The organism is Bacteroidota bacterium, from assembly GCA_016721765.1.
Taxonomy (GTDB): Bacteria; Bacteroidota; Bacteroidia; order UBA4408; family UBA4408; genus UBA4408.
Genome location: JADKHO010000002.1, coordinates 228,535 through 254,436 on the forward strand (window position 1 = coordinate 228,535; position 25,902 = coordinate 254,436).

The following is a 25,902-nucleotide window of genomic DNA, read 5'->3' on the forward strand; positions in this document are numbered from 1 at the left end:
AACAATAAAAATAAATAATTACTTATTTGCGCCAACCGCGAAACTGTTGGTGCATTGGAGGAATGCCTTTCCATATTTAATTAGTCGAAGACTAAGTGAGTCTTCCTTTTGGTTTAACATATCCTTGTTTTGATTGTTATCGAAGATTACTGTTTTGTCTTTTGTGATTAGTCCAAAACCATTATCAAATGCGTAATACGCAAATTCAGGGCTGTAAGGATTAAAAATATTTTTACTTCTTAAATAATCCGAAGAAGTGAGTGATAATTGACCAAATAAAGTGGCAGCTAAATCGGTGTGCGAGGCAATGCGATTATTTATTGTACCGCGGTATTCCTCTTTCAAAGCCCCACCAATCAAGAGCATAGGAATATGGTGTCGTCCTACTTCATAATTGTTTCGTTGCAGAGGAAAACGACAACCATGATCGGCAACTAAAATAAAAACTGTATTCGCATACCAAGGCTGTTGCTGCGCTGATTTTAGGTAGGCATACAAGCAACTATCGGAATAATGCACCGTATTTCTATACTTATCGTTTAATTCATCGCCACCCGAATTTTTAAATACTTGCGTTACATCTGAATCCCACCATTCATGCGTACTAATTGTTCCTAAGGTACTAAAAAAAGGCGCTTTCATTGCTTTTAAATCGTTGAGATGTAGGGCAAAAATCTCTTCGTCGTAGGCACCCCATACGGTGCGCTTTTTTATCGCAAAATCATTTTCCCCTACCATGTGCTCCACGCCAGCGCTTCTAAGATAGGCTTCCACATTATCAAATTGTAAACGTCCTCCATAATAAAAAGAAGTGTAATAACCTTGTTTTTTCAAATCGATATAAAGGTTGGGCAATTTATCGAATTTACCCCAGGAGTAAATTACTGAACCTTGCGGTTGGGCAGGAAAGCCGCTTAGCATGGCCAGTAATCCTTGTTCGGTGCGGTATCCGCTTGAATAAAAATTTGAAAAAAGCATACCTTCTTTCGCCAGTTTGCCAAAATTGGGCGCCACATTTTTTTCACCACCTACACATTCCACCACATCGGCTGTCCAACTCTCCAAAAAAACCAAAACGATGTTGGGTCTTTTTGATTTGAAAATTTCGATCGTGCTGTCCTTAGTAGCTTTATTGAAGTCTTGCAAATACTGCAAGGCAAGTTTTTCCGAATAAAATGGGTAGGGATTTTTTGTGGGCTCAATGGGATGAGAAATCAATTCACCTAAATTCCAAAGGCTATTCATAGCACTATAATTCAACAATTGATGTTCGCTAAAAAAAATTTGATTCCGGTTGAGCGGAAGTTTTTGAGTTCCACCGCGTGCACCAATAATAAAGGCTACAATCAAAATAACCGATGCACTTATTTTAACCGGCCAGCCATTTTGTGACCTGCTATACTTCCCAACCAATTTTTTCCACACCCAAATAAAAAGCACCATTTCAAGTAGAATTATTGGAAATAAAAATAGCGTTGTGCGATCGTATAGTAAGGGCAATACCTCTTTTGGATAAGCCAAATAAGCAAGCGCTTTAGCATTAAATTTTGTTCCCCAAGCTTTGTAAATTCCAATATCTACAGAACACAATAAACAGCAAATAAAAAGCATCACAAAACTTTCCCATTTTACAATTGCGTTTGTCCATTTATCGTTTAGCCCCCAAAGTGAGGCAATTAAGGCTATAGTCGGAATGGAGAGCAGGTAAATACTTCCTGCCAAATTCATGCGCAAGCCAATCCAAATAGAATGCATGAACTCGATCGATGTACCTTTATAAGAACTTAAATCAAGGCAAAAAAACAAGAGTTGCTGAATTATAAAAAAGAGCATCCAAAACAACAACAACCTCGTTATAAATAATATAGCTTTCATATAAATTTGAACACTATTTCCTGCTAAGGAATTTTTGATTTTAATACAAGGTGTAATCTACTTTCTAATTATTTTAATATCTCCGTTATTTCCTAATTTAATAATGGATGAGGGAGCCGTCTGCTTTTGCTCTGATTGGCGCCAATTAACAATGTGGTCAACTTTTGTTTTGATAGTGTTGGAGATGTTCGAAAATCCTTGTGGTGCTTCTTCCCCACTAACATTAGCAGAAGTAGATACAATTGCTTTTCCAAAGCGATGGATAACATTTTTACAAAATTCATCTTTCGTAACACGAATAGCTACCGTGCCATCAGCATTCACTAAATTGGGTGCTAAATTGCAAGCTTTATCGTAAATAATGGTCAGCGGTTTTTCAGCAAATTCAACTAAATCCCAAGCAAGAGCAGGCACATCTTTTACGTATTTATTGAGTTTTGATTCATGATCAATTAATACAATCATACTCTTTTCGCTAGGGCGATTTTTAATTTCGAAAATGCGTTGAACTGCCTTTTCATTGGTGGCATCACAACCTATTCCCCAAATGGTATCGGTGGGATAAAGAATTATTTTTCCTTGTCGCAACGCTTCTACTGCTGCTTTTATTTCGTTTTCCATTATTCGGTATAAATTTTCATCATGGCCTTGGCGATTGCTTCCGGTCTAAATTTTTTAGAATGCTCATATCCCTTTTCTATAACATTCGTTCTAAGGGTTGGTGATTGAAGTAAATTTCGAATTAAGTCAGCTAACTCAAAATGATTGGTGGCATCAATGTAAAGGGAACTGCTTCCACCTGCTTCCGGTAAACTACTGCTACCGGAGGCTATAATTGGAGTTTTACAGGTTATTGCTTCCAACACAGGAATGCCAAAACCTTCAAACAAGGAAGGATAAATAAATATTTTTGCCAAGCGATACATGGCAGGAAGTTCGCTGGTTTCAACAGTATCTAAAATAAACACGCGTTCGCTTAACTTATTTTTGAGAATGAATTCATTTACTTCTTTAAAATAAGCGCGCTTTTTACCCACTATCACCAATTTAATGTGCTCCACCAACAGCATTGCTTTTAGAATGGTAATTACATTTTTTCGTTCTTCTATCGTACCTACTGAGAGTAAAAATTCATCCGGCAACTTGTATTTTTCTTTAATTTGATTCAACTCAGTGATGCTTGGTTCCTGATAAAAAACTTCAGCACAACTTTGATAAACCACTTTAATTTTTTGTTCCGGGATTCTATAAAATTCAATTAAATCCTTTTTAGTTTGCTCACTCACAGCAATCACCACATCAGCTTTCATGCAAGAGCGCTTGCATTTATTGTCATACACTTGTCGGTCAATAACCGGATACAGTTCTGGAAAACGCAAATAAATTAAATCGTGCACCGTAACAATTTTCTTTCCTTTAAATTTTGAAATATTTCTTGGAAGTTCATTGCTTAATCCGTGATATACCTCAATGCCTAAAGAATTAAGTTGATTTGTAATTTCAAAAGTGCGCCACAGTGATGGTATTTGCTTGTTCAAAAAAGATTGTGGTTCTATAATGTGAACATTCTTTTGGTGTGAAATAAAATCCAGGAAACTGCCTTCACAGCTGCGTGGTGTATATAAAAAATATTCTTCTGAATAATTTTGAATTAAGGATTTAATGCTAGAACGGGAATAATTTCCCAATCCACTTTTATTCAAAAATGCACGTTTTGCATCGAAAGCAATTTTCATCTTTTAAATTTAATAGGCAATAGTAACAACACTTTCGGCATTACCACTGTAGTTGCATCGGACATAAAGTACTTCTTCTGACTGATTATAGCTTGCGGCATTCATTGATTTTGCAAAAATTCCATCTTTACTTACTTCAATAATTTCGCCTGAAGACATAGTTATAGTTCGTGGAGTTGCATGTTGAAGTTTTACAATATAAGTGATGCAACGTTGCAAAGGAGCAGCTGCATAGGTTTGAGTGCTTTTAATTAGCTTTAATGTTAATTGTTCAGCTGTGGCACTTGCACTAAAATTTAATTTTTCGAATTGATTGCGTTCTACTGCATTAGCGGTAGTTCCATCATCCTCATACATACTAAAATCGGAATTCCACTTTCCGGCTTGCGGATAAATGTAAACAAACAATGAATCGGATTTGTAATTCTTGGTTGTACTAAATAATCTCCCCATTGGGATAATGCTTCCGGCTTTTACAAAAATTGGCATGCTTTCCAAGGGAGCATACACAGTAGTTGTGGTGTGTGCTTTGTAAGTGCTGTCGTTCCAAAAATTAATCCAATCTCCGGAAGGAAAAATAACTTTTCGAGTACTTGCATTTGCTTCAAAAACCGGTGCAATTAAAAAATTGGGTCCCCAAAAATATTCATCGCAAACATTTGAAAGTGCCTTGTTAGTAGGCTCGTAAAAATTTACAGGACGAGCAATTGGAATTCCGCTACTTGTGTTTTCATAGCTCAGCGTGTAATTATACGGAAGTAACTTATAGCGTAAGTTAATGTAATTACGAACTATGTTCTTGTATTGGCTAGCATAATAAACAGGCTCAGGGTGCACTCCTTCGCCGTGAGCACGCATGATGGGGCAAAAAGCACCAAACTGTAACCATCGTGTGTACAATTCCGGATTCTTTGGGCCACCTGTAAATCCACCCAAATCAGAATGTGTGTACCCCACACCGCTCATGCCCATGCCGAGCATAATTTGCACTTGCGTTTTCAAACCATCATAACTCCGCTGAATGTCGCCGCTCCAGGGAAAGGTGCTAAATCGCTGCATACCTGCATACCCAGATCGAATTAAGTTAAAGAGGCGTTTATCGGGATATTCCTGTTCATATTTTTCAGATAGCATTGCTGCCCAAAATTGCGAATACACATTGTGCACATAGCGCGCACTTCCAAGCACATGTATCATTCCATCGGGATGACTTTCGGGTTCACCCAAATCGCACCACCAACCGGCAATGCCTTTGTCAATTTGGCTTTTATATTTACTCCACATCCAGTTCCTTGCTTCCGGCTTGTACATATCAAGCAAACCAGAAGGCCCCGCCCAAAAATTTTCAAGTATATAACTTTCATTAAACCTATTTTTTGTGAGCAAATTATTCTTGTTCAAATAATCATAGCTTGTGGAAGTCTTGGCAATAAAGGGCTCTGTGATAGGAATCAACTTTACACCCATGGAATCCAATTTTCTAATTAGTAGTTCGGGCTGTTTAAATTTTTTACGGTCCCAATCCAAATTCCCCATCGTTTTGGGCGAACCAAACCAAAATAAATCCAGCACCAATCCATCAATTGGAAATTTTTCCTTTTGCAGTTTTTTTACAATTTTAAGCGATTCCTTATCTGATTCGTAGCCGTATTTTGATTGGATAAAGCCCAATGCCCATAAGGGAGGAAGCGGCTGACGACCGGTAAGCAAAGTATAATCGTTCATGATCTCTGCAAATGAATTTCCTGATATTAAGTAATAGGAAATAGCTCCTTGTTCCACTTTATATTGAAGCACATTTTTATCACTGGCACCTATGTCGAAATAGCCAGCAGAGTGATTTTCAAAATAAATTCCATACAATTCTGTGGAAACAATAATTGGAATATTAACATTCAATGTAGGTGCTCCAATCTTATAACCATAACTGGCGGTATTGTAAGATGAAAATTTTTGTCCTCTTTTATTCAAGGCAGTTGCACGAGAACCGGTGCCGTAAATCGATTCATTTTCCCTTAATGCAAATCGAAATCCTTTTGTTGTAGATTCAGTAAAAAATCCATTTTCGTCAGTTAAAAATGAATTTTCAGTTGGGCTTACTTCCGCTTTAAAATAACTTATGCGAAGCGGCTTTTTAGTAATGCGAACGCTTAGTGAAGGTGTATTATAAGAAAGATAATCGGTAAAATCATTTACCTTACTGGCCACTTCTTGCGGCAACAAAACCACACTATAAGATGTATCTACCAACTCCTTTCCTTTAGGAAAATAAGCTATTTTAACAATGGAATTCGAATAGGCTTGAATAGTTATTATTGCAGTATCACTCTTAATAATTAATCGTCCATTTTTAACTTCATGTGAAAAATAATTCGATAAATAAACTTGGTTAACTGTGAGCGGTTTTATATCCACCTTAACAAAAATATCTTTCTCCTCCGCTGTTTTAGCCACTTTATCACCGCTTGCATCTCTAAAAACTAATGCAAGTGATTTTATTTCTTCTGAAGCGGGAACACCAAAATAATCTTTTAGAACTATTTTCTTTTCATACAAATTTACTCCTACCCTGTGCATTACTGCCGGCTTATCCACTACTCCCCAATTCCCAACTGCATACTTCCAATCGTTTGGACTCGCGCTGGTAGCAGTAATTAAACCGGCATGCATATAAACGTCTCCGCTAAAATTAAGTAGTCCCTTATTGCCGCAAGCTGCATTGAATTGAATAGTAATAGTATCAGCTATGCTTGGATTTTGGGGCGAAATTGTTACACAGCTCAAGGCTTTAATTTCAGTTATTCCGCAAACAGAAATAGCAAGAAAGAGTAGTATTTTTTTAAGCTGCATGGGATATTGAGAATTAGAAGCAGCGAAAATAACAGAAATTTATGGAAGTTTTAAGACTACAAGTGTATTGCCACCAAATCGATACTAAACAGTTAAATCCACAATCTCCTCAGCTTTGCGGGCTTCAACTTCAAATCGATTTTCATAATAGCCTTTTCGTATGGATTCCCATACATATAAAACTAAGAAACTAAAAAATCCATAGCGTCGATATTGGTTCACATGGCAACATTCATGTGCGAGATGCCTTTTATCTTTCAGAAAAACTTCCTTTTTAATCTTCCACAAATAAATGGTTGAACCAAAAACGATGGCCATGTTTGCAGATTTCAAATACCACGCAGCAATATGAGCTCGCCTTGATTGTTCCTTAATTTTGAAATCCATAATATGCCAGAGTAGTAATTTTAGTTAATGGACAGTTGTGATTACAAAAAATGTTCCACATCAGGTAAAAAACTACAACTATCTTTTCACTAGAGCATTGAACTTGCCAAATTGGCCAATTCACTTCGCTCACCACGCTCGAGTGTCATGTGCGCATACAATTTATTGTTGCTCATTTTATCAATCAAATAGGATAAGCCATTACTGTGTGTATCCAAATAGGGCGTATCAATTTGAAAAATATCCCCGGTGAAAACAATTTTTGTATTCTCTCCTGCACGTGTAATAATTGTTTTGATTTCGTGTGGTGTTAAGTTCTGTGCCTCATCGATGATGAAAAAAATATTCGACAAGCTTCTTCCTCTGATGTAAGCCAATGGCGTAATGTGTAGCTTTTCCTTATCCACCATCTCCGTAATTTTCTGAAACTCCCTATCGGTTTCTTTATATTGACTTTGGATAAATTTCAAATTATCCCATAGCGGTTCCATGTAAGGATTAATCTTTGATTTAATATCCCCCGGAAGGTAACCAATATCTTTATTGCTTAATGGCACAATTGGTCGAGCCAAATAAATTTGATGAAAATTCATTTTCTGAGCCATTGCTCCCGCTAATGCCAGCAATGTTTTTCCGGTACCTGCAACGCCTTGAATGGTAACCAACAAAACATTTGGATTCATGATGGCATGCATGGCAAATGTTTGCTCCACATTGCGTGCTTTAATTCCATAAGCTGCTTCCTTATTCACTTTTTCAATCAATTCGGTTTCAGGATTGTAATAGGCTAAAGCCGAAGTATCCCCAAACTTTAAAGTATAATAATGATTGGCAATGGGGTTTTTTAATTTGATGGCGCTAGGCTTACAATATCCTTGCTGATAGATGGCATTTATTGCAGCAACAGGAACATCTTCAATTAATGTATTTCCTTTATATAAAAGGTCAATGTCTTTGATTTTACCGGTCAAAAAATCTTCGGCAAAAAGCTTCAACGACTTTGCTTTTAAGCGGAGATTAATGTCTTTCGAAACGAGAATTACTTCTCGATTTGGAAATTCTACTTTTAAATGCAGGGCTGCATTTAATATATTATGATCTGCTTTTTTTTCTCCAAAAATTTTATTGGCATCTATTTCATTGCGCTCATCCATAAGCACTTTAAACTTGCCACGCGTTGGTCCATTTATTGGAATCCAATCATTCAACAAATATTTTTTCGACAATTCGTCTAGGCTGCGGATAAACTCACGGGCTTCAAAATTAATAACATCGTTTCCCTTTTTAAATCGATCAACTTCTTCTAATACTGTAATGGGAATCGCCACGTCATGTTCCTTAAAACTATAGAAGGCATTGTGGTCAAACAAAAGCACGGAGGTGTCTAACACAAAAATTTTTTTCTCTTTTTTTGCCATTTTATTTACGTTTTAGTTTATCAGTCAACAGCCTGTCAATGAACGTTTGCGAAGGTTTTTCTTCTGTACTGCCATTCGTTTCAATTAAATTGAACCATTAACCTATGTCAAACTTAACGGTAAAATAAATTTAGAATTTATGAGTGCTTTCAATTTTACAAACAAAGTTATTCACCATTACCTTTTTTATCATTTCTTAATTCAAGCCAGAATTTTAATTTTACTGCATCCTAAATCAGTTTCAATTAAAATAATTGCTTCCAAAAAATGAAAAAAATTGTACTCCTTTGCTTTCTGATACTGGCGCAACATTTTAGCAGCTCAGCTCAAGTCGCACCCTTATTTCCTCAAGCTCGTATAAACCGGGCACTCCAGTTTTCACAAAAACAAAGTTCCGAAAAAAGGCAAAACAAACCCGTTTCAAACCCATCCCCAACTACTTCATTTCGAAAACTATTTGAATTAAAAAATACCTATCCATCAAGTATTGCTGCTGCTCCTATTAGCACAACAGCACTTTCTAAAACAGCACTTATTGATACACTTGCAGTAGGCGAAGTTCCCAACGATACCCTTATTATCACAGGAAACTGGACACATGCAGGCCCCATTTATGTTTATAATGACGGAGTACTTATTTTTAAAAATGCAAATGCAACAAATGTGGGTGATGTGTATGTTTTTGGGCATGGAAAGCTTTTCGCCGATTCTTCAACGCTTATCTTTCCGCAACAATTTTTTTACGAACGCTCTCTACTGGTTGTGCAACATGGCTATGCGCGCATGCAAAACTGCTCGCTAAATTACAGTGGCTATTCGCACAATTTATTTCTTGCGGATAGTGGAAAAGCAGAATTCAAAAATATTCATCAAAACGATTTTACTACATGCGGAATGTTTGGTAGTCCTTCAATCAGTATTGATGGTTGCAACATAGCAGGCGAGTATATTTTAAACGATAAATCTACTTCCATTTTTAAAAACGTGGACACCCTTTTACTTTGGCATCAAATTCCGGATAGTGCCTTAATAAATTTTTCTTTCCCTTCCGGGGATACGGTTAGCAGCTATCTTTTCAACAACACATTGCCGGGTATTAACGGTATTGATTACAGTGTACAGGTGGATTCATCGCGTACGGTTTGGTGGGCACTCATGCCGGTGAATGGAAGTGATGTAACACTGAGTAACTCCAAAGTAAGAGCCATTGGCGCATGGTTTATGCGGGGAGATAATGTGAGTGTTACCGGAGTTTACGACAATTCCACCTATTCAAATTATGTGATGCCGGTAACCGATCGCAATTTACATCTGATAAATTGTACCGTGCAAACTTGGAGTTTTTATGCATTCGATTCATCGCATGTGGATATTACAGCTTGTCAATTGGGCGAAGTGGGATGTCAATCACGTTCTTCTATTTTTTCTTCGCAGTTTATTTTAGATGGAAGCGGTGGCTATTTTTGGGCAACAGATACCAGTTTTATTTTAGCGAATGATGTGGATGTTTATTCAACTGTTAGAAGTGAAAAAAATGGAATATTTGTACTTGCATATTCATGGCTTCCATTTCTTCCGCCCATGGCAATTGGCAATGGACTAATGGTATGTGTTCAAAGTAAACTCGCTCAAAATCCTGTTGCCTATAACAATGGAGTTACTTGGCTTTCCTTTATTGATGCTCCCGACACGGCTTATACCAACTCTACTATTCCTGTGAATGGCTCAGTGTGGATTGATCAAGGACCTGCCGGCGGCTGGATGAATTTCGACAGTTATAGTCTTTACTACAAGTCAGCGGGTGATTCTGCGTGGAGTCCTATTGTGTTGAATGTGCCAAGTGAAGTGCATCAAGGATTGCTGTCCAATTGGAATACCAACACACTTGTTCCCGGATTTTATGCATTTCGCCTCATAAGTTATAATAACTTGGGCGATAGTATTGAAGCTTTTAAAACTGTTAGAGTCCTTCAAAGCACGGTAGGGATAACCGAATTCAATACAGCATTTTTTTCAGCAAAAGTCCATCCTAATCCTACTTCTGGAGATTTCCAATTTGAAGTTCATTCTGATAAATTTCAAGAATTACAATTAATTGTTAAAAATGCCCAAGGAAAAATTGTGTTTCAACAACTTGAAACAATAAGCAAAGGCAAAACTAATTTTCCAGTTCAAATCAAACTTGCTCCTGGAATTTACTTCTACTCGGCTAAAAGCAATAGCGGAAGTTCAAGTGGGAGGTTAATTATTCATTAAGGAGCGGCAATATTCTGTTACAAATGGTGAAAAAATTTGCTTTTCTTTAGGTAAGTCATATTAAGCATTTTACCAAATGAAAAAAGTATAAACCCCAAGCCTAAAAATTATGCGCCCGTCTTCATCAACAATGGTATGAAACATATTCAAGTAAAAATTGGGTGAACATATTCAAATAAAAATGGATTGGCATATTCAAGAAAAAATGGTATTGCGATATTCAATTATAAAATGAATTGAATATATTTAGGATAAACAAAGATTGAACATATTCAAGTAAAAATGAATAGCGATATTCAATAAAAATGAATTGAATATATTTAGGTTAAACAAGGATTGAACATTTTCGATTAAAAAATGGATTGGACATTTTCGAGTTAAAAATTGATTAAACAAAATCAATGTTTAAAATAACATCAATAATGATGTCAAAGACATCACACCTCTATAACCAATCAAAGCGCAAGAAAAACGATGCAGACAGCATCACACAAAACCATCATCGAATTCGAAAACATATAGAAAAAAAGTTTAAAATAGTAACATAATAGATGTCAAAGACATCACACCCATATAACCAATCAAAGCGCAAGAAAAACGATGCAGACAGCATCACACAAAACCACCATCGAATTCGAAAACATAAAGAAAAAAGTTTAAAAAAGTAACATAATAGATGTCAAAGACATCACACCCATATAACCAATCAAAGCGCAAGAAAAACGATGCAGACAGCATCACACAAAACCATCATCGAATTCGAAAACATATAGAAAAAAAGTTTAAAATAGTAACATAATAGATGTCAAAGACATCACACCCCTATAACCAATCAAAGCGCAAGAAAAACGATGCTGACAGCATCACACAAAACCATCATCGAATTCGAAAACATATAGAAAAAATAAGCTTAATAAATTAAGCCCAAGATATATCATGTAATTATCATAAAAAGCCATCAATTTAGGGCCATACAAATAGCTATTATGCTCCTAATTCACATTACTATTATTATAGAAATCCAAGATATTCGTTTTAAAGGATTGCTTTCGGTTACCTAATGTTATAATTATAATATACAAACCTAAGGAAGAGAGCCTAGTTAAAAGGTAATGCAATCTTTTAATTAGTTTCCATGAAACCTGTATCAAAAGCCTTCCTATATGGAACCAAATCAAACAAAAGGCATAACCATACTCATTTTAATACCACTTCCCTCTCTAATTAATCATTCGGGCGAAAATTAAGTGCTTACAATTAATTTTATTTTAGTTTTGTTTCCCATTAAAAAGTTTTCAATAAACAATCTAAAAAAGGGCACCACCAATTGAATGAGAAAATTCAGTGTTATTATCCCAACTTATAATCGCGCAAACTTTATTGCAAACACCATTCAAAGTGTGCTAAATCAGGAATATCAGAACTTTGAAATTATTGTAGTGGATGATGGTAGCACTGATAATACAGAGGAAGTAGTGCTTAAAATAAAAGACCCACGTTTGATTTACCATAAAAAGAAAATGGTGAACGTGCCAAAGCGCGCAACTGAGGTGCTCATTTGGCAAAAGGAAGTTACATCAATTTTTTAGACTCCGATGATACCCTCTATCCCAACCATTTGAGTGAAGCAGATAAAATGGTTCGCGAAAATAGTTCTCCGGAAGTGTTTCACTTGAATTACGACATCTTGGATGTAAGCACGCAAACTCTTGCCAAACGTGCTAATATTAAAGGTGACTTAAATATTCAACTGGTAAAAAAAGGAAATTTATTAAGCTGCAACGGCGTTTTTATTCGAAAGGACATTGCATTAGAAAATCCCTTTAACGAAGACCGCGATTTATCCGCCTCCGAAGATTATGAACTTTGGCTACGTTTGGCTTCACGCTATCCAATTTTATATAATAATACCATTACATCTACTATCATAAACCATGATTTGCGCAGTGTGCTTAATTTTAACAACGAAAAATTAATCATGAGATTAGCCTTATTTATTCACTACGTTTCAAAGGATGCCAAGTTTATAGAAAAATATGGTAAATACTTAAATTTATTAACTGCACATTCCTTTACCTATGTTTCCTTGCACATTGCATTAACCAAAAACAATAAAACCACCTCACTACTCTATTTATGGAAGGCGCTCATCAAAAGCCCCTCTGTATTATCCACCAAGCGTTTTTATTCTATACTACTTAAAAATTTTACTAATTACTAAAAAATTATGTGTGGCATAGCAGGATTTTTTTCAGTATCGCAACGCTTTTCAGAGCCTGAGCTACAGGTTATGACCGATTCATTGGCGCATCGTGGCCCCAACGCTTCCGGTTACTTTAGGGATGCAATTGTTGGATTAGGTCATCGCCGATTAAGTGTAATTGATTTATCGGATAACGCAAGTCAACCTATGCATTCAGCGGATAAACGCTATGTTATGGTTTACAATGGCGAAGTATACAATTACCGCGAAATTGCTACTGAGCTGAAACTAAAATATAAAACTAATTTTCGTTCAGCATCCGATAGCGAAGCAATACTCGAAGCTTATGTGCAATACGGGCCTGAGTTTGTTCAAAAACTTAACGGGATGTTTGCCATTGTAATTTATGACAAACTTAAAAACGAGCTCTTTATCTGCCGCGACAGGCTTGGAATTAAACCACTTTATTATTATTGGGATGGAACGAATTTTGCTTTTGCTTCCGAATTAAAAGCCCTTAAAAAATTAACTTCCATACCGCTCGAAATCAATGAACTTGCTATTTCTCAGTTCTTGCATTTAGGATTCATTCCAGCACCAAACAGCATCTATAAATCCATTTATAAATTGGAAGCCGGAAGCATGCTTCAAATCTCAAAAAATGGACTGGATCACCAAAAATTTTGGTCGGTAAAATCAAAAATTACGCGCGATGTGATTACCAACGAAAAGAAGGCACTCGTGTTGCTGAGCGATTTAATGATGAGCAGCATTCAGTATCAATTAAAAAGCGATGTTCCCTTTGGTGTTTTTTTAAGTGGTGGAATCGATTCGAGTTTAGTTACTGCTCAAGCCTGCAATTTATCGAACGTTAAGGTTAATACCTTTTCTATCGGCTTCGATGAAAACCGTTTTAACGAATCGGATTATGCTAAAGCCATTGCCAAATACTTGGGCACCAGCCATCACGAATTTATTGTGCATTATAGCGATGCCATGAATTTAATTGACGATGTGTTTGAAGCCTACGATGAGCCTTTTGGCGATTCCTCGGCTATTCCCACCATGCTGGTTTCTAAACTTGCCAAGCAATATGTTACGGTTACCCTTTCGGGGGAAGGTGGCGACGAATTATTTTTTGGATATGGTGCTTATAAATGGGCAAATCGTTTAAATAATATTTTCTTAAAAACAGCCCGTGAGCCCATTTCCAAAGTGTTGGCCAGCTTTAATAATCGTTACCGCCGTGCTTCAAAGTTGTTTGAGTATTCTAAAAGCGATAACATCAACAGCCATATTTTTTCTCAAGAACAATATCTTTTCTCGAATCAGGAACTCGATGCATTGCTGGAAAAGAAATACAACGATGCCAAATCCGACATCTTTTCATTGGCTGCACTCAGCGACAAGAGAAGCTTGCGCGCAAATGAAAAACAAGCCTTGTTCGACATCGAATACTATCTTCCATACGATTTGCTTACGAAAGTGGATCGTGCCAGCATGCGTTATTCGCTCGAAACACGCGTTCCCTATCTCGATCATCGTATCGTTGAGTTTGCTTTGAACTTATCGCCAAATCTGAAACACAAAAACGGCGTCTCCAAATATTTGCTAAAAGAAATTCTATTTCAATACGTGCCAGAAAGTTATTTTAACCGCCCCAAACAAGGCTTTGCAATACCTTTAGAAAAATGGCTAAAAAATGAACTTAGCTTTTTGATTCACGATTTTTTAAATGAAAAAATTGTTAGTCACTACGGAGTAGTTAAATATGAAGAAGTTGATCGCCTCAAAAAAATGTTTCATTCGGGTCACGATTATTTGTATAACCGCATTTGGTTGCTAATTGTATTGCACAAATGGCTCGTTAAAAATGCCTGATAAATTTGTTAAACAAAAAAACATATTACCTGCTTTCCTTTATTGAAGGTGCCTGTGTGATGGCAGCCGAATTACTTGGCGCGAAAATGCTTGCGCCTTATTTTGGTTCCTCGCTATATGTTTGGGCAACTGTTTTGGCAATCACCTTAGGAGGACTTGCCTGTGGCTATTTTGTGGGAGGTGAACTTTCTTATCGCAGTAAAAATAAACTACTGTTGTTTTACGTAATGTTGGTGGCCTCATTGTTCTTAATTTGCATGCCCTTTAGTTCCAAAATTTTGCTGCACCAACTGCAAAACCAAGCCTTAATACCTGCACTAATTTTTTCAGGAACAGTATTTTTAATGCCTCCTGTATTTATGATGGGTATGGTTTCTCCGCTTATAATTGCAGCCCTTTCGGGGGATGAAAAAAATGCAGGACGAATTGCAGGAAGCATTTATGCCATCTCCACAGTAGGCGGAATTTTGTCCACCTTTTTACTCGGTTTTTACATCATTCCTGAATTTGGATTAACCCTGCCCGCAATCGTTTCAGGCATATTGTTGGGCATCATTCCGGCAATACAAATTTTCCAACAGAAAAAATTTATTCCGCTTTTTTTCTTTTTCTCAATATTGATTTTGTTAGCTGCTCGTCCCAACAACAAACTCGATAGCGATATTAAAATCATCTACAATAAAGAAGGATTATTGGGCCAATTGCTTCTTGTCGATTATCCTATTTACAAACACGATTCGCTGGCCTATTACTCGCGAATACTTTTTTGCAACCGCATCATTCAAACCACCTATACTCCTGCCGATACTGCAACACCCTATTTACCCTACATTAAAAAAATAGAAGAACAACTCTCCTATCGTAAAACGGGAACTAGAGTATTGCTGCTGGGATTAGGTGGTGGTGTTTTAGCAAATATATTGGTAAACAAGGGTTTTGAAGTTGACGCTATAGAATTTGACGCACGTATGATTGCCATTGCTAAAACGTATTACAGCTTAAATCCCAAGGTTTTAGTAACCTTAGATGATGCCCGTCATTACCTCAATGCTTGCACAAAGCTATACAATGTTATAATTTTTGATGTGTTTAAAGGCGAAGAAAACCCAAACCATGTGCTTACTCAAGAAAGTTTGTTAAAAGCTAAAAGACTATTGGATTCAAACGGCACAATTGTTCTAAACGGTAATGGCTACCTCAATGGCAGCGCAGGTAGAGGTATGCGCTCCATTTACAAAACTTTCTTACGCACAGGATTTTTTGTACTAACCGAAACAACCGGTAAAGAAGAAGCCTATCGCAATGCACTTTTTTTCGCCACCCTTCATCCGGTTACTCTGCCACACGAAAATCTTGACACAAGCGATGCTCTTGTTTTGCAAGATAATTTCCCGGTTTTGGATATTTTGAATAAGGAAGCCAATCGTGCTTGGCGTATGGGATACATTCAAAATTCCATCAAAAATTTTGAACACCGAAACGTGCCCTTGTTTGAGTAATAGAAACTCATTCTAAATAACACAAAAAGAAACCTATCTCGCTTCCTTTGTTTGTAAGATACATTGTAAAATAGAATGCTGATTTATTAAGAATAATATGATTCTTTAGATTTCGTCCCGAAAAGCAAATATTCAATCTATTTAAGACAAACCAATAAACCCTATGCGAAACCTATGTTTCTATGCTCCTATGTGTTTATATTTTTACACCTTAAAAAAGCAATCACCCTTAATATAAACCCTATCCGAAACCTATGTTCCTATGCTCCTATGTGTTTAAATTTTAAAACATTAAAAAAGCAATCACCCTTAAGCAAACAGTGCCTTCAATTCGGTCGCCTCACTAGGCTTCATCCTCCCCGCTAAAATTAAACTTAATTGCTTTCTGCGCAAAGCAGCATCATAGCGCAATTTCTCTTCCTCGGTTTCAGGTATCAATTCAGGAACACCAATTGGATTACCCAATTGATCTACAGCCACAAAAGTATATATGGCTTCGTTGCATTTTGTTTTTTCACCAGTAACATGATTCTCCACCCACACCTCAATAAATACTTCCATCGAGGTAGAGAAAGCGCGCGAAACCTTTGATTCGATCGTAATTATATCAGCTAATTTTATGGGATGATTAAAGGATACATTGTTTACAGAAGCTGTAACCACTACCCTACGGCAATGCCTGTGGGCCGAAATAGCACTGGTAATATCCATTAAATGCAATAATCTCCCTCCCATTAAATTCCCTAAAGTATTGGTATCGTTGGGCAACACTATTTCCGACATTACTGCAAGCGTTTCCTTCGCTGTTTTTGATTTGGCCATTTTATTAAATTTTGGGCGAAGGTAATTCAAATCATATAATTCATCCATCACAAAAATTCTTATTTGTTAGCTTTGTAAAAAAATCAGTTTATGGATGTTAAATATTTGTTGGCATTACACATCATTTTTGTGATTTGCTGGTTTGCCGGTCTTTTCTACATTGTACGCCTTTTTGTATACTTCGCCGAAGCAGAATCAAAACCCGAAAACGAAAAATTAATTTTACAAGAACAATTTAAAATAATGCAACGCAAATTGTGGTACATGATAACCTGGCCTGCAATGATTGGCACCTATGTGTTTGGGTTTTGGATGGTGTTTGAAATTTTTGGAGTAATCTATCCGGGATGGTTGGTGCTTAAAATTGCCTTTGTGTTCGGACTCACGCTATATCACTTACAATGCGGATTAATCCTGAATCAGCAAAAAAATAACATCGTTAAATATTCTGCATTCAAAATGCGCTTGTGGAACGAAGTCTCCACCATTTTTTTAGTAGCTATTATCTTTATCGTAGTATTGAAAGATACCTTGAACTGGCTTTACGGAATCGCAGGCCTTGTACTTTTAAGCGTATTGTTGATTTTAGCGGTACGCCTCTATCGAAAATTGAGAGCTAAAAAAGGAAAAGTTTAGTTTTGAAATAACCACACCCCGGGGTTATCAGCAATTAACTCTGCTTTTGCTGCTTCCGCAGAAGTTTTATCGGTGAAACTGTGGTAACTTACACGGTATAAACCCGAAGCATTTTGTCCGGCAATTCCGGCATCAAATCCTTTTGCTATCAGCTCATTTACCAAAGCATCGGCATTAATTTTTTCTTTAAAGCAGCCGGCAATTAAATAATAAGTGACATGACCATAATGAACTGAACCGGATTGTTTTACTTCCACTACCGGTACTTCAGTTGAGGTTTCCACCGATGGTTCCTCCATTTTAACCGGAATCGTTTTTGATATGTCATTTGTTAAAGCGAGGTAATCTACAGTGTTTTGCGCTTCACTTGCATCAGCAGTGGCCTCCTGCTTTTCCGGCAGTATATCAAATACTAAGCTCTGGGAACGCTCTATATAACTTGGTTTTTCAGCATCCGAAAGTGAAAACAGATTGGAGTTAGCCACCTGTAAATTACCCAATAAACTCGATCTAAAAGGTAAAAGCAATGCAGCAAACACAACAGGCAACAAAAGCGCCACAGGCCATAATTTACGCTTGGTTCTTTTCTTTACCGGGTTAGGAATGGCAGGACGATCCACAAATTGTTTTTCAATCCGCTCACCAAAATTATCACGCTTAATAGCAGGCGATTGAAATGCACTCAAACCAAACGATTCCAACAAATAGTTTACCGAAGTGGAAGCATTAAATTGCAAGTTTCGTTCAACATCGTAGTAAAAAGTACCTACGTCCCTAATATCCACTTTTTCCTTTTTAGCCAACCTTATTTCTAAGCGCAACACCTCTTCTTCAATCCATTTAGCTGCCTCCTTAAAGGAAATATTTTGATCCAAGGCCACTGCATTAGCAAGTAAGCCATCATTAGTATTAAGGTTTTTATTAAATGCGATTTGCTTAAAAGGAGGTTCAAATGTATGCTGAGTAGGGTGAATTCTGGCGGAAGCATAATTCGCAACAAATCCTCCAAAATCAGGAATTATCACGCAATCGTACTCCAACAGCAATTTACTTATGTAATTTTTAAACAGCATTTTTTTCTTTGAGGCGAAAGTACAAAAATTTTAAAAACCGGTCAATTTCTTCAAATCCTCAGGCGTATCAATGGCTGTAGACTCAATGTCTGTAATAGCTGTTCGAATACGATAACCATTCTCTATCCAACGCAATTGCTCCAACGATTCGGCCAGCTCGAGGGTGCTTTGGGGCAATGCCTTTAATTCTGAAAGTGTTTGCATGCGGTAACCATAAATTCCAATGTGCTTGTAATAGGTACCGGCATTTAGCCAATCGTTAAGCTCTTTTCCGCGCTGGTGCGGGATGATGCTGCGGCTAAAATAAATGGCATCCCTGTTTTTAGCTAAAATTACCTTGGGTGTAGAAGTGTTTTCCAATTCACTTTGTAAACGTATCGCTTTAACCAAAGTAGCGATGTTAACCGACTCCTCCTCAAAACAAGAACAAAGCAATGCAATTTGTTCGGGTGCAATAAAAGGTTCATCTCCCTGAATATTAATCACCACATCCCTTGCCGACACTCCCATTTTTTGAGCAGCTTCAAAGCAACGGTCAGTTCCACTTGCGTGGGATGTTGCTGTCATAACCACCTTACCGCCAAAATCTTCCACTTGTTTAAAGATGCGATCATCATCCGTAGCCACTACAACTTCCGAAAGTAAAGCCAGCTGAGAAGCTTGTTCATATACCCGCTGAATCATGCTCTTACCTCCAATATCCACCAATGGTTTACCCGGAAAACGGGTCGAGGCATAACGGGCAGGGATTATTCCAAAAAATTTCATTTTTATCAGGATTGTTTTTATTCAGCATCCAAATCTACAGGATTAGCATTAAAAATAAGCATTAAATCATATCCTAAAATTTATTTGTTTTAACTAAATCCTGATTTCGATAGTAAGCCGGAGGCTTGGGAATAGCTACACTCGCGGGACGCGAGCGAAGGTGCATTACATTCAAAAGTCTTTGTACTTTGTACTCTGTACTTTGAACTCAATACTCAATACTCAATACTCAATACTCAATACTACCTACCCAAACAAATACTGAAATACCTCTTCCACCTTGCTCACTGCCACCACTTTAATTTTAAAAGCTTGTGTATCCAACCCTTTTTGATTGTATTTTGAAATGAATATTTGTTCAAAACCTAACTTTTCTGCTTCCGAAATGCGCTGGTCAACCCGTGTAACCGGTCGTATTTCTCCTGATAAGCCTACTTCGGCTGCAAAGCAAATTTTGGAGGAAATGGGAATGTCTTCATTACTCGATAAAATCGCACACACCACCGCCAAATCTATTGCCGGATCATCTACGCGCAATCCACCGGCTATGTTAAGAAAAACATCTTTTATGCCCAGTCTAAATCCACAGCGCTTTTCCAATACAGCCAACAACATACTCAGTCTTCTTAAATCAAAACCGGTACTCGAACGCTGTGGTGTGCCGTATGCCGCTGAACTTACCAATGCTTGTGTTTCAATTAATATCGGGCGTAAACCTTCTAAAGTGGCGGAAATGGCAATCCCGCTAAAGCTCTCGTCTCTATTGGAAATGAGCACCTCCGAAGGGTTACTCACTTCCCGGAGTCCACTGCCCAACATTTCGTAAATACCCAATTCATTGGTGCTGCCAAATCGGTTTTTATACTACGCAATAAACGGTACACATGGTTTCTATCGCCTTCAAATTGCAATACGGTATCCACCATGTGCTCCAATATTTTAGGTCCCGCTAAATTTCCATCTTTGGTGATATGACCAATTAAAAACACCGAGTGCCCGATTCCTTGGCAAAGCGTAACAGCTCAGAAGCACATTCCCGAATTTGCGAAACACTTCCGGGCGAAGATTCAATATGCACGGTATGCAAGGTTTGAACAGAATCAATAATCAATAAATCCGGTTCAAGCAATTCAATTTGCCTAAAAATGGCTTGGGTGGAAGTCTCTGTTAAAATATAACAATTGGAGTTTCCTGCTTGAATACGCTCGGCCCGCATTTTAATTTGCTGTTCGCTTTCCTCACCACTCACATACAACACTTTTAGTTTATTGGCTTGCAAAGCCAATTGCAACATTAAAGTTGATTTTCCAATACCCGGTTCGCCTCCAAATAATACCAATGAACCCGGCACCAATCCGCCCCCTAACACTCGATTCAGTTCTTGGTCATTAATGGCAATACGGTCAATTTCGTTTGCATTTATTTCGCTGATGAGCTGCGGTTGAGCCGTGCGCTTGCTCAATGCAGGGGCAATTCCCGGTGTTGGTGCTTCCTTCTGTATTACTTCCTCCACATAGGTATTCCATTCATTGCACGAAGGACAACGCCCAATCCATTTACCCGATTGAGCTCCGCAATTCTGACAAAAAAAAGAAGTTTTAACTTTAGCCATAGGTATTAATCCTGCATTTTAAATATAAAACAAACCTGATTTTTATTTACCGGATTTAAATGATGCACCACTTTATCAATAAAACCGGGCTCAATAGCCGTTTCGTAGCTTAGCTCGGGATAATATTTTTTAAAATTAGCAATCCTCCGCGCTAAATTTTCTTCTTGAAAAAAGATAACATAATTAGGTGTTTCGCTCCGCTTGACATTCTTTTGCTCTTCATATAAATCTTTTGCAGTATGCACGCTCGTTACTCCATACACACCCCAAGAATTACTATTAAAGTTGCGCAAATAAAATAGTGGAGGCATCACAAAATCATCCCGGTTGCTATCTTCAATTACCAAATAACGCACATCCTTTTTATGCGATAGATAGGTCATCGCCTCAACACGATTCCGCTTAGAATAAGCAACCGACACAAAAAGCAAAGGAATAGTGTTTAGTATCCAAAAGAAAACCCAACAGCCCTGAAGCAATTTTTGCCGCCTCATCCAATAGTTCGAACCGGCTACCCATTCGCTCCAGCCTATATTTCCAAGAATAATTATAAATGGAATAATTGGAAAAATAAATCGTTCTTGCTTATTTGGAAAGTAGGAATGAAAGGCAAGGAAAATAAAACTCGGTAAAAACAAAAGCAAGTATTTTTTCCAGGATCTAAAAAATCCAAAAAGCAAAAACAAACTAATGGGTGGAAGCAATAATCCGCCAAGCAACAAAAAATATTGATACCAGGCCTGGGTATTGTAATTGTTGGCATTTTCGATATTGTAGCGCACGTATTCGCCAAACTCGGCAAAAGGACGTTTCCACAAAATATAGTCGGTAATTCCTGCAAAAGGCAAATGCTAAATGCTGCACCTACACCAAATAAAAAAGCCCCCTTCCAATTTCGTTGAATCAATAATAACATACCCAATCCTCCAACAAACAAGGTACTTTGAAAGCGAATAGAAAATGCAGTACCGGCGATAAATCCAGCCCAAAGATAAATGGAAGACTTTTTTGTAGGTTCATTTTTAAGCAACATCCAAGTGCCCAACATCAAAAAAGGAACACACACCACTTCAATTAAATTACGCACACTTAACATGGGCATAAACCAAAAAAGGGCTAACATCATTCCTGCTCTAAATGCCACTTTTTTTCCGGCATACTGTTCGGTAATTTTATAACCCAATAGCACCACCAACATCGAAAATGCAGCATGAATAAAGCGTACCACAAACATTTTTAGCTGCGGGTCATAAAGCCCAATAGACTGCATCCCTTTAAAAAGCAAGTAATGTAATCCGGTGTAAAACAAACTGTGTCCACTAGGACCTGCAGATACCTCTTTTGAAGGAAGCCAATTGTTATAATCGAAGTTATCGGCCCAAGATTGCGCGGCTTCAATGACCAGAAAATGATCATCGTGCATGCCATAGCCTTTCGAAAAAATAACAGCCAACAAGCGAAATAGTATAGCGGACGCTAAAACTAATCTCAGTGGCTGTTCCTCACGATATTTAGCCAGGTATTTAAGCATGATAAATTAGCTATTCTTAATTCGGGTTTCAATAGCGGTGGTGCTAAAGCCCGGTAAATAGTCGATTGTGCAGACTTCACCACCCTTGGCTTTCACAATATCGTATCCAACTATTTGTTCTACTTTCCAATCGGCACCTTTTACCAACACATCGGGCTGCACCAACTGAATAAGCTCATAAGGTGTGGCTTCTTCAAAAATAACGACTGCCGCAGTAAAATGCAACGCGGCTATTAACATGGCACGTGCACTTTCAGACTGAATGGGTCTTGAGTTTCCCTTTCCAAGTTGTTTTACAGAAGCATCCGAATTTACAGCGACCAATAAATAATCTCCCAAATCGGCTGCTTTTGCGAGGTAATCAACATGTCCTTGATGCAAAATATCAAAACAACCATTTGTAAAAACTACTCGTTTATTGCGGAGATGCGCCCTTTTTAGCCAGGGCAGTAAACTTTGGGGCGTAAAAATTTTGGCTTGTATAGCTTCTAGATGGTTCATGGTTTTTCTTTATTTAAAATCGGTAATAATACGAGCGAAATTAAACCTAGTATTAAAATAACAACTAAGCCCAAGGTCCACACAATCCATGAAAAGGCAAAAGCAATGGCAAATGAAATAAAATAAGAAGTGGTTAACAACTCAGTTATTAATGCTTGATAAGCACCGGTTCCTCCGGGCACAAAAATAATGGCCACACTTCCGAATGCTAAAATTGAGAAAGCAGCTCCCAGACCTAAATGCCCGGTTTCAGCAAAACTGTAAAATGCAAAATAAATAATGAGCGTGTACATGCTCCATATAAAAATGGTGTGCGCAATAAAAGCAATAGGATTTTTTACATTTTTTACCGATTTGATGCCTTCCCAAAAACCCTTTAATAATCCAATAAATTTATCGGAAAAGATAGCGCCAATCTTGGTTTTAAACTTTATTATTAGCCAAATAGCCATCATTACCGCAACAAAAAACGCAATCATAATGAATGAATTATCAGCCATGTGAATAAGCTTTAGTTGCAAGGGTTGCAGAATCTTGTTATTCACCAAATCAAAAATTTTATCAAATTCCATGATAATGGTGAGTATGAAAATCAGCAATAAGCAAATAACGTCAAATGCTCTTTCGGTTATTACAGTACCAAAGGATTCGGAAAAAGGGATTTTTTCGTATTTAGTCAATACTCCGCAACGCGAAACTTCACCTAAACGAGGAAGTGCGAAGTTGGCCAAGTAACCAATCATCACCGCAAAAAAAGTATTCGATAATTTGGGTTTGTGCCCCATGGCTTCAAGCAACATTTTCCATCGGATGGCTCGGCTCCAGTGACTTAAGCCGCTTATTATCATAGCTAAAACTATCCAAAAATAATCGGCTTGTTTAAAAGCAGCCATAATGTTGCTTTTATCACTATCGGTTAAGTTCCGAGTAACCAGCCAAATCAATACCATACCTATGCTTAAAAAGAGCAAGGCTTTGGCAATTTGAAGAATTCGCTTTTTCATTTGGTTATGGCACTAACACTATATTATCAATTAATCGAATGTTATTCACACGCACTACAATAAATCCCATTATGGGTGCAAGACTTTTCCATTCGTTCAGCAAAGTTAAATTCTCGGCTTCAGCTACTTCAAAATACTCCAATTTAAAATGATTTACCGCGTTTATTTCAGCTTCCACCCACGCTTTTAGCTCCGATATTGAAATTTTTCCAACCTTCTTCTTAGCCCCTAAGAGTGTTTTAAAAATTATTGGAGATACCAGTCTTTCCTCTTTACTAAGCAACATATTGCGAGAACTCATTGCCAATCCATCTGTTTCCCGCATTATTGGACAACCAACCACTTTTACCGGCAATTTTAAATCGTGTGTAAACTTTCGTATAATGGCAAGTTGCTGAAAATCCTTCTCACCAAAATAAGCTACATCCGGTTTCACGGTATCAAAAAGGCGTTTTACTACTTTAGCCATTCCTAAAAAATGACCCGGACGATATACGCCTTCCATTACTTTATCCAAATTGCCAAATTCAAACTGTGTAGTATCCTCATTACCATACATTTCTTGCACATCCGGCACAAAAACAATAGCACACTTTTTAGCTTCCAGCAATTTTAAATCGGCTTCGAGGGTATTGGGGTATTTCTCGAAATCTGCTTTATCATTGAATTGCAATGGATTAACAAAAATACTACATACCACGCAATCGTTTTCCCTGGCCGCAATGTCAATTAAACTCAAATGCCCTTGATGCAAAGCACCCATAGTGGCCACAAAGCCAACTTGTTTGTTTTCGGCATGTAAAGCCGTTATTGCATTGTTGACTTCTTGTCTAAGCTTTAAAACAATCATAAATTACCTGCTAAAAATTTCCTGAATTAGCCTGTTTATGGGCTTCTATGGAATAAATGCGTTAGAACTTACTTACAAAGCGGGCAAAGCTAATATATAAACTTGAAAATGAGCAGATTTTTTACTAAATTTGCACTTTGAAAAAATAACCTTAACCTAAACTAAACGTATATGAAGAAAGCAAAAGTGTTATTTGTGTCACAGGAGATTTTCCCCTATCTCGAAGAGAGTCCAATGGCGAACATCGGTCGCTTCTTACCGCAGGGAATACAGGAAAAGGGAAAAGAAATCAGAACCTTTATGCCTCGCTTCGGAAATGTTAATGAACGCAGAAATCAACTTCACGAAGTAATCCGATTGTCGGGAATGAATTTAATCATTAACGACAGCGACCATCCGCTAATTATCAAAGTTGCTTCTATTCAAAGTGCTCGAATGCAGATTTATTTTATTGATAATGAAGAATATTTTCAACGCAAGCACACCTTCACCGACGAAAAAAATATTCATTTTGCGGATAACGACGAACGTTCGGTTTTCTTTTGCCGCGGGGTAATTGAAACGGTTCGTAAATTAGGTTGGAGTCCGGATATTATTCACTGCCACGGTTGGTTTACTAGCCCTATGCCTATCTATATTAAAAAAGCATTCAAAGATGATCCTTTATTTGCCGATACCAAAGTGATTTACTCGGTGTATGACGATGGTTTTGATAAATCATTGGATGCGAAATACAGCAAAAAAATGCTGTTAGATGGTGTGGTGGATAGTGATGTTAAAAAATTAAAAGACCCTTCTTTTGTTAACATTAGTAAAGCTGCTATGGATTATAGCGATGCCGTTATTAAAGGAAGCGAAAAAGTACATCCCGATTTAGAAAAATACTTTAAAGGCCTAAGTAAGCCAACTCTTGGTTTCAAAACGGTGGAAGAATATGTAGATGCATACTCTAATTTTTATGATGAAGTATTAGAAGATGCGACGGTGTTGGCTGAATAAG

At 37.4% G+C, this 25,902-nt stretch carries 21 protein-coding genes and 1 pseudogene; 7 read left to right on the forward strand and 15 right to left on the reverse strand.

The annotated features are described in order from the left end of the window. Nucleotides 1–18: 18 nt before the first annotated feature. The 6 genes from IPP32_09440 to IPP32_09465 all read right to left on the reverse strand — a co-directional run bounded on the left by IPP32_09440 (nucleotide 19) and on the right by IPP32_09465 (nucleotide 8,266). Nucleotides 19–1,755: a sulfatase-like hydrolase/transferase gene (locus IPP32_09440; protein MBL0048302.1), complete on the reverse strand. Its 1,737-nt coding sequence runs from the start codon at nucleotides 1,753–1,755 to the stop codon at nucleotides 19–21. A gap of 177 nt (nucleotides 1,756–1,932) precedes the next feature. Beyond that, nucleotides 1,933–2,496 carry a threonylcarbamoyl-AMP synthase gene (locus tag IPP32_09445; protein ID MBL0048303.1) on the reverse strand — a complete coding sequence of 188 codons (564 nt, stop codon included), beginning with the start codon at nucleotides 2,494–2,496 and terminating at the stop codon, nucleotides 1,933–1,935. Next, complete coding sequence (locus IPP32_09450; protein ID MBL0048304.1) at nucleotides 2,496–3,611, reverse strand: glycosyltransferase family 4 protein; 1,116 nt, start codon at nucleotides 3,609–3,611, stop codon at nucleotides 2,496–2,498. Before IPP32_09450 ends, IPP32_09445 begins: the two co-directional genes overlap by 1 nt. Nucleotides 3,612–3,620: 9 nt before the next feature. Further along, complete coding sequence (locus tag IPP32_09455; protein MBL0048305.1) at nucleotides 3,621–6,461, reverse strand: DUF4968 domain-containing protein; 2,841 nt, start codon at nucleotides 6,459–6,461, stop codon at nucleotides 3,621–3,623. A gap of 84 nt (nucleotides 6,462–6,545) precedes the next feature. Continuing rightward, nucleotides 6,546–6,848, reverse strand: coding sequence for a DUF4157 domain-containing protein (locus IPP32_09460; protein ID MBL0048306.1), 303 nt, complete (start codon nucleotides 6,846–6,848; stop codon nucleotides 6,546–6,548). 89 nt (nucleotides 6,849–6,937) lie between these two features. Beyond that, entirely contained in the window at nucleotides 6,938–8,266 is a 1,329-nt protein-coding gene (locus tag IPP32_09465) for a PhoH family protein (protein ID MBL0048307.1), read from the reverse strand. 267 nt (nucleotides 8,267–8,533) lie between these two features. On the opposite strand from IPP32_09465, the gene IPP32_09470 reads away from it, so the two are divergent. From IPP32_09470 to IPP32_09490, 5 genes are all read left to right on the forward strand, one after another. Further along, nucleotides 8,534–10,522: a T9SS type A sorting domain-containing protein gene (locus IPP32_09470; GenBank protein MBL0048308.1), complete on the forward strand. Its 1,989-nt coding sequence runs from the start codon at nucleotides 8,534–8,536 to the stop codon at nucleotides 10,520–10,522. 1,331 nt (nucleotides 10,523–11,853) lie between these two features. After that, complete coding sequence (locus tag IPP32_09475; protein ID MBL0048309.1) at nucleotides 11,854–12,111, forward strand: glycosyltransferase family 2 protein; 258 nt, start codon at nucleotides 11,854–11,856, stop codon at nucleotides 12,109–12,111. Further along, nucleotides 12,081–12,743, forward strand: a complete 663-nt coding sequence (locus IPP32_09480) for a hypothetical protein (protein ID MBL0048310.1) — start codon at nucleotides 12,081–12,083, stop codon at nucleotides 12,741–12,743. Before IPP32_09475 ends, IPP32_09480 begins: the two co-directional genes overlap by 31 nt. A gap of 6 nt (nucleotides 12,744–12,749) precedes the next feature. Continuing rightward, nucleotides 12,750–14,606, forward strand: coding sequence for an asparagine synthase (glutamine-hydrolyzing) (gene asnB, locus IPP32_09485; GenBank protein MBL0048311.1), 1,857 nt, complete (start codon nucleotides 12,750–12,752; stop codon nucleotides 14,604–14,606). A gap of 5 nt (nucleotides 14,607–14,611) precedes the next feature. Continuing rightward, nucleotides 14,612–16,105: a fused MFS/spermidine synthase gene (locus tag IPP32_09490; GenBank protein MBL0048312.1), complete on the forward strand. Its 1,494-nt coding sequence runs from the start codon at nucleotides 14,612–14,614 to the stop codon at nucleotides 16,103–16,105. A 309-nt stretch (nucleotides 16,106–16,414) separates the two neighbouring features. On the opposite strand, the gene IPP32_09495 is transcribed toward IPP32_09490, so the two are convergent. Next, nucleotides 16,415–16,927, reverse strand: a complete 513-nt coding sequence (locus IPP32_09495) for an acyl-CoA thioesterase (protein MBL0048313.1) — start codon at nucleotides 16,925–16,927, stop codon at nucleotides 16,415–16,417. Nucleotides 16,928–17,017: 90 nt separating this feature from the next. Between IPP32_09495 and IPP32_09500 the strand changes: the two genes are divergently transcribed. Beyond that, nucleotides 17,018–17,563, forward strand: coding sequence for a CopD family protein (locus IPP32_09500; GenBank protein ID MBL0048314.1), 546 nt, complete (start codon nucleotides 17,018–17,020; stop codon nucleotides 17,561–17,563). Here IPP32_09500 and IPP32_09505 read toward each other — a convergent pair. The 8 genes and pseudogenes from IPP32_09505 to IPP32_09540 form a co-directional block, all read right to left on the reverse strand. Continuing rightward, complete coding sequence (locus IPP32_09505) at nucleotides 17,560–18,636, reverse strand: SPOR domain-containing protein (protein MBL0048315.1); 1,077 nt, start codon at nucleotides 18,634–18,636, stop codon at nucleotides 17,560–17,562. The two genes, IPP32_09500 and IPP32_09505, sit on opposite strands and share 4 nt — an antisense overlap. A gap of 30 nt (nucleotides 18,637–18,666) precedes the next feature. Beyond that, nucleotides 18,667–19,404, reverse strand: a complete 738-nt coding sequence (kdsB, locus tag IPP32_09510) for a 3-deoxy-manno-octulosonate cytidylyltransferase (protein MBL0048316.1) — start codon at nucleotides 19,402–19,404, stop codon at nucleotides 18,667–18,669. A gap of 246 nt (nucleotides 19,405–19,650) precedes the next feature. Beyond that, nucleotides 19,651–21,016 (reverse strand): annotated as a pseudogene (radA, locus tag IPP32_09515) (DNA repair protein RadA). Nucleotides 21,017–21,021: 5 nt separating this feature from the next. Then, a complete protein-coding gene (locus tag IPP32_09520) occupies nucleotides 21,022–21,510 on the reverse strand; it encodes a hypothetical protein (GenBank protein MBL0048317.1) in 489 nt (162 codons plus the stop codon). A gap of 53 nt (nucleotides 21,511–21,563) precedes the next feature. Continuing rightward, the gene (locus tag IPP32_09525; protein ID MBL0048318.1) at nucleotides 21,564–22,547 is read right to left on the reverse strand and encodes a glycosyltransferase family 39 protein; all 984 of its coding nucleotides are present in this window, start codon (nucleotides 22,545–22,547) and stop codon (nucleotides 21,564–21,566) included. Nucleotides 22,548–22,553: 6 nt separating this feature from the next. After that, nucleotides 22,554–23,048, reverse strand: a complete 495-nt coding sequence (gene rfaE2, locus IPP32_09530) for a D-glycero-beta-D-manno-heptose 1-phosphate adenylyltransferase (protein ID MBL0048319.1) — start codon at nucleotides 23,046–23,048, stop codon at nucleotides 22,554–22,556. Continuing rightward, nucleotides 23,045–24,052 carry a flippase-like domain-containing protein gene (locus tag IPP32_09535; protein ID MBL0048320.1) on the reverse strand — a complete coding sequence of 336 codons (1,008 nt, stop codon included), beginning with the start codon at nucleotides 24,050–24,052 and terminating at the stop codon, nucleotides 23,045–23,047. The genes rfaE2 and IPP32_09535 overlap by 4 nt, the downstream gene beginning before the upstream one ends. Nucleotides 24,053–24,056: 4 nt before the next feature. Beyond that, complete coding sequence (locus tag IPP32_09540) at nucleotides 24,057–24,902, reverse strand: pantoate--beta-alanine ligase (GenBank protein ID MBL0048321.1); 846 nt, start codon at nucleotides 24,900–24,902, stop codon at nucleotides 24,057–24,059. Between the two features lie 171 nt (nucleotides 24,903–25,073). On the opposite strand from IPP32_09540, the gene IPP32_09545 reads away from it, so the two are divergent. Beyond that, nucleotides 25,074–25,901, forward strand: coding sequence for a glycogen/starch synthase (locus tag IPP32_09545; protein MBL0048322.1), 828 nt, complete (start codon nucleotides 25,074–25,076; stop codon nucleotides 25,899–25,901). Nucleotide 25,902: the final 1 nt, after the last annotated feature.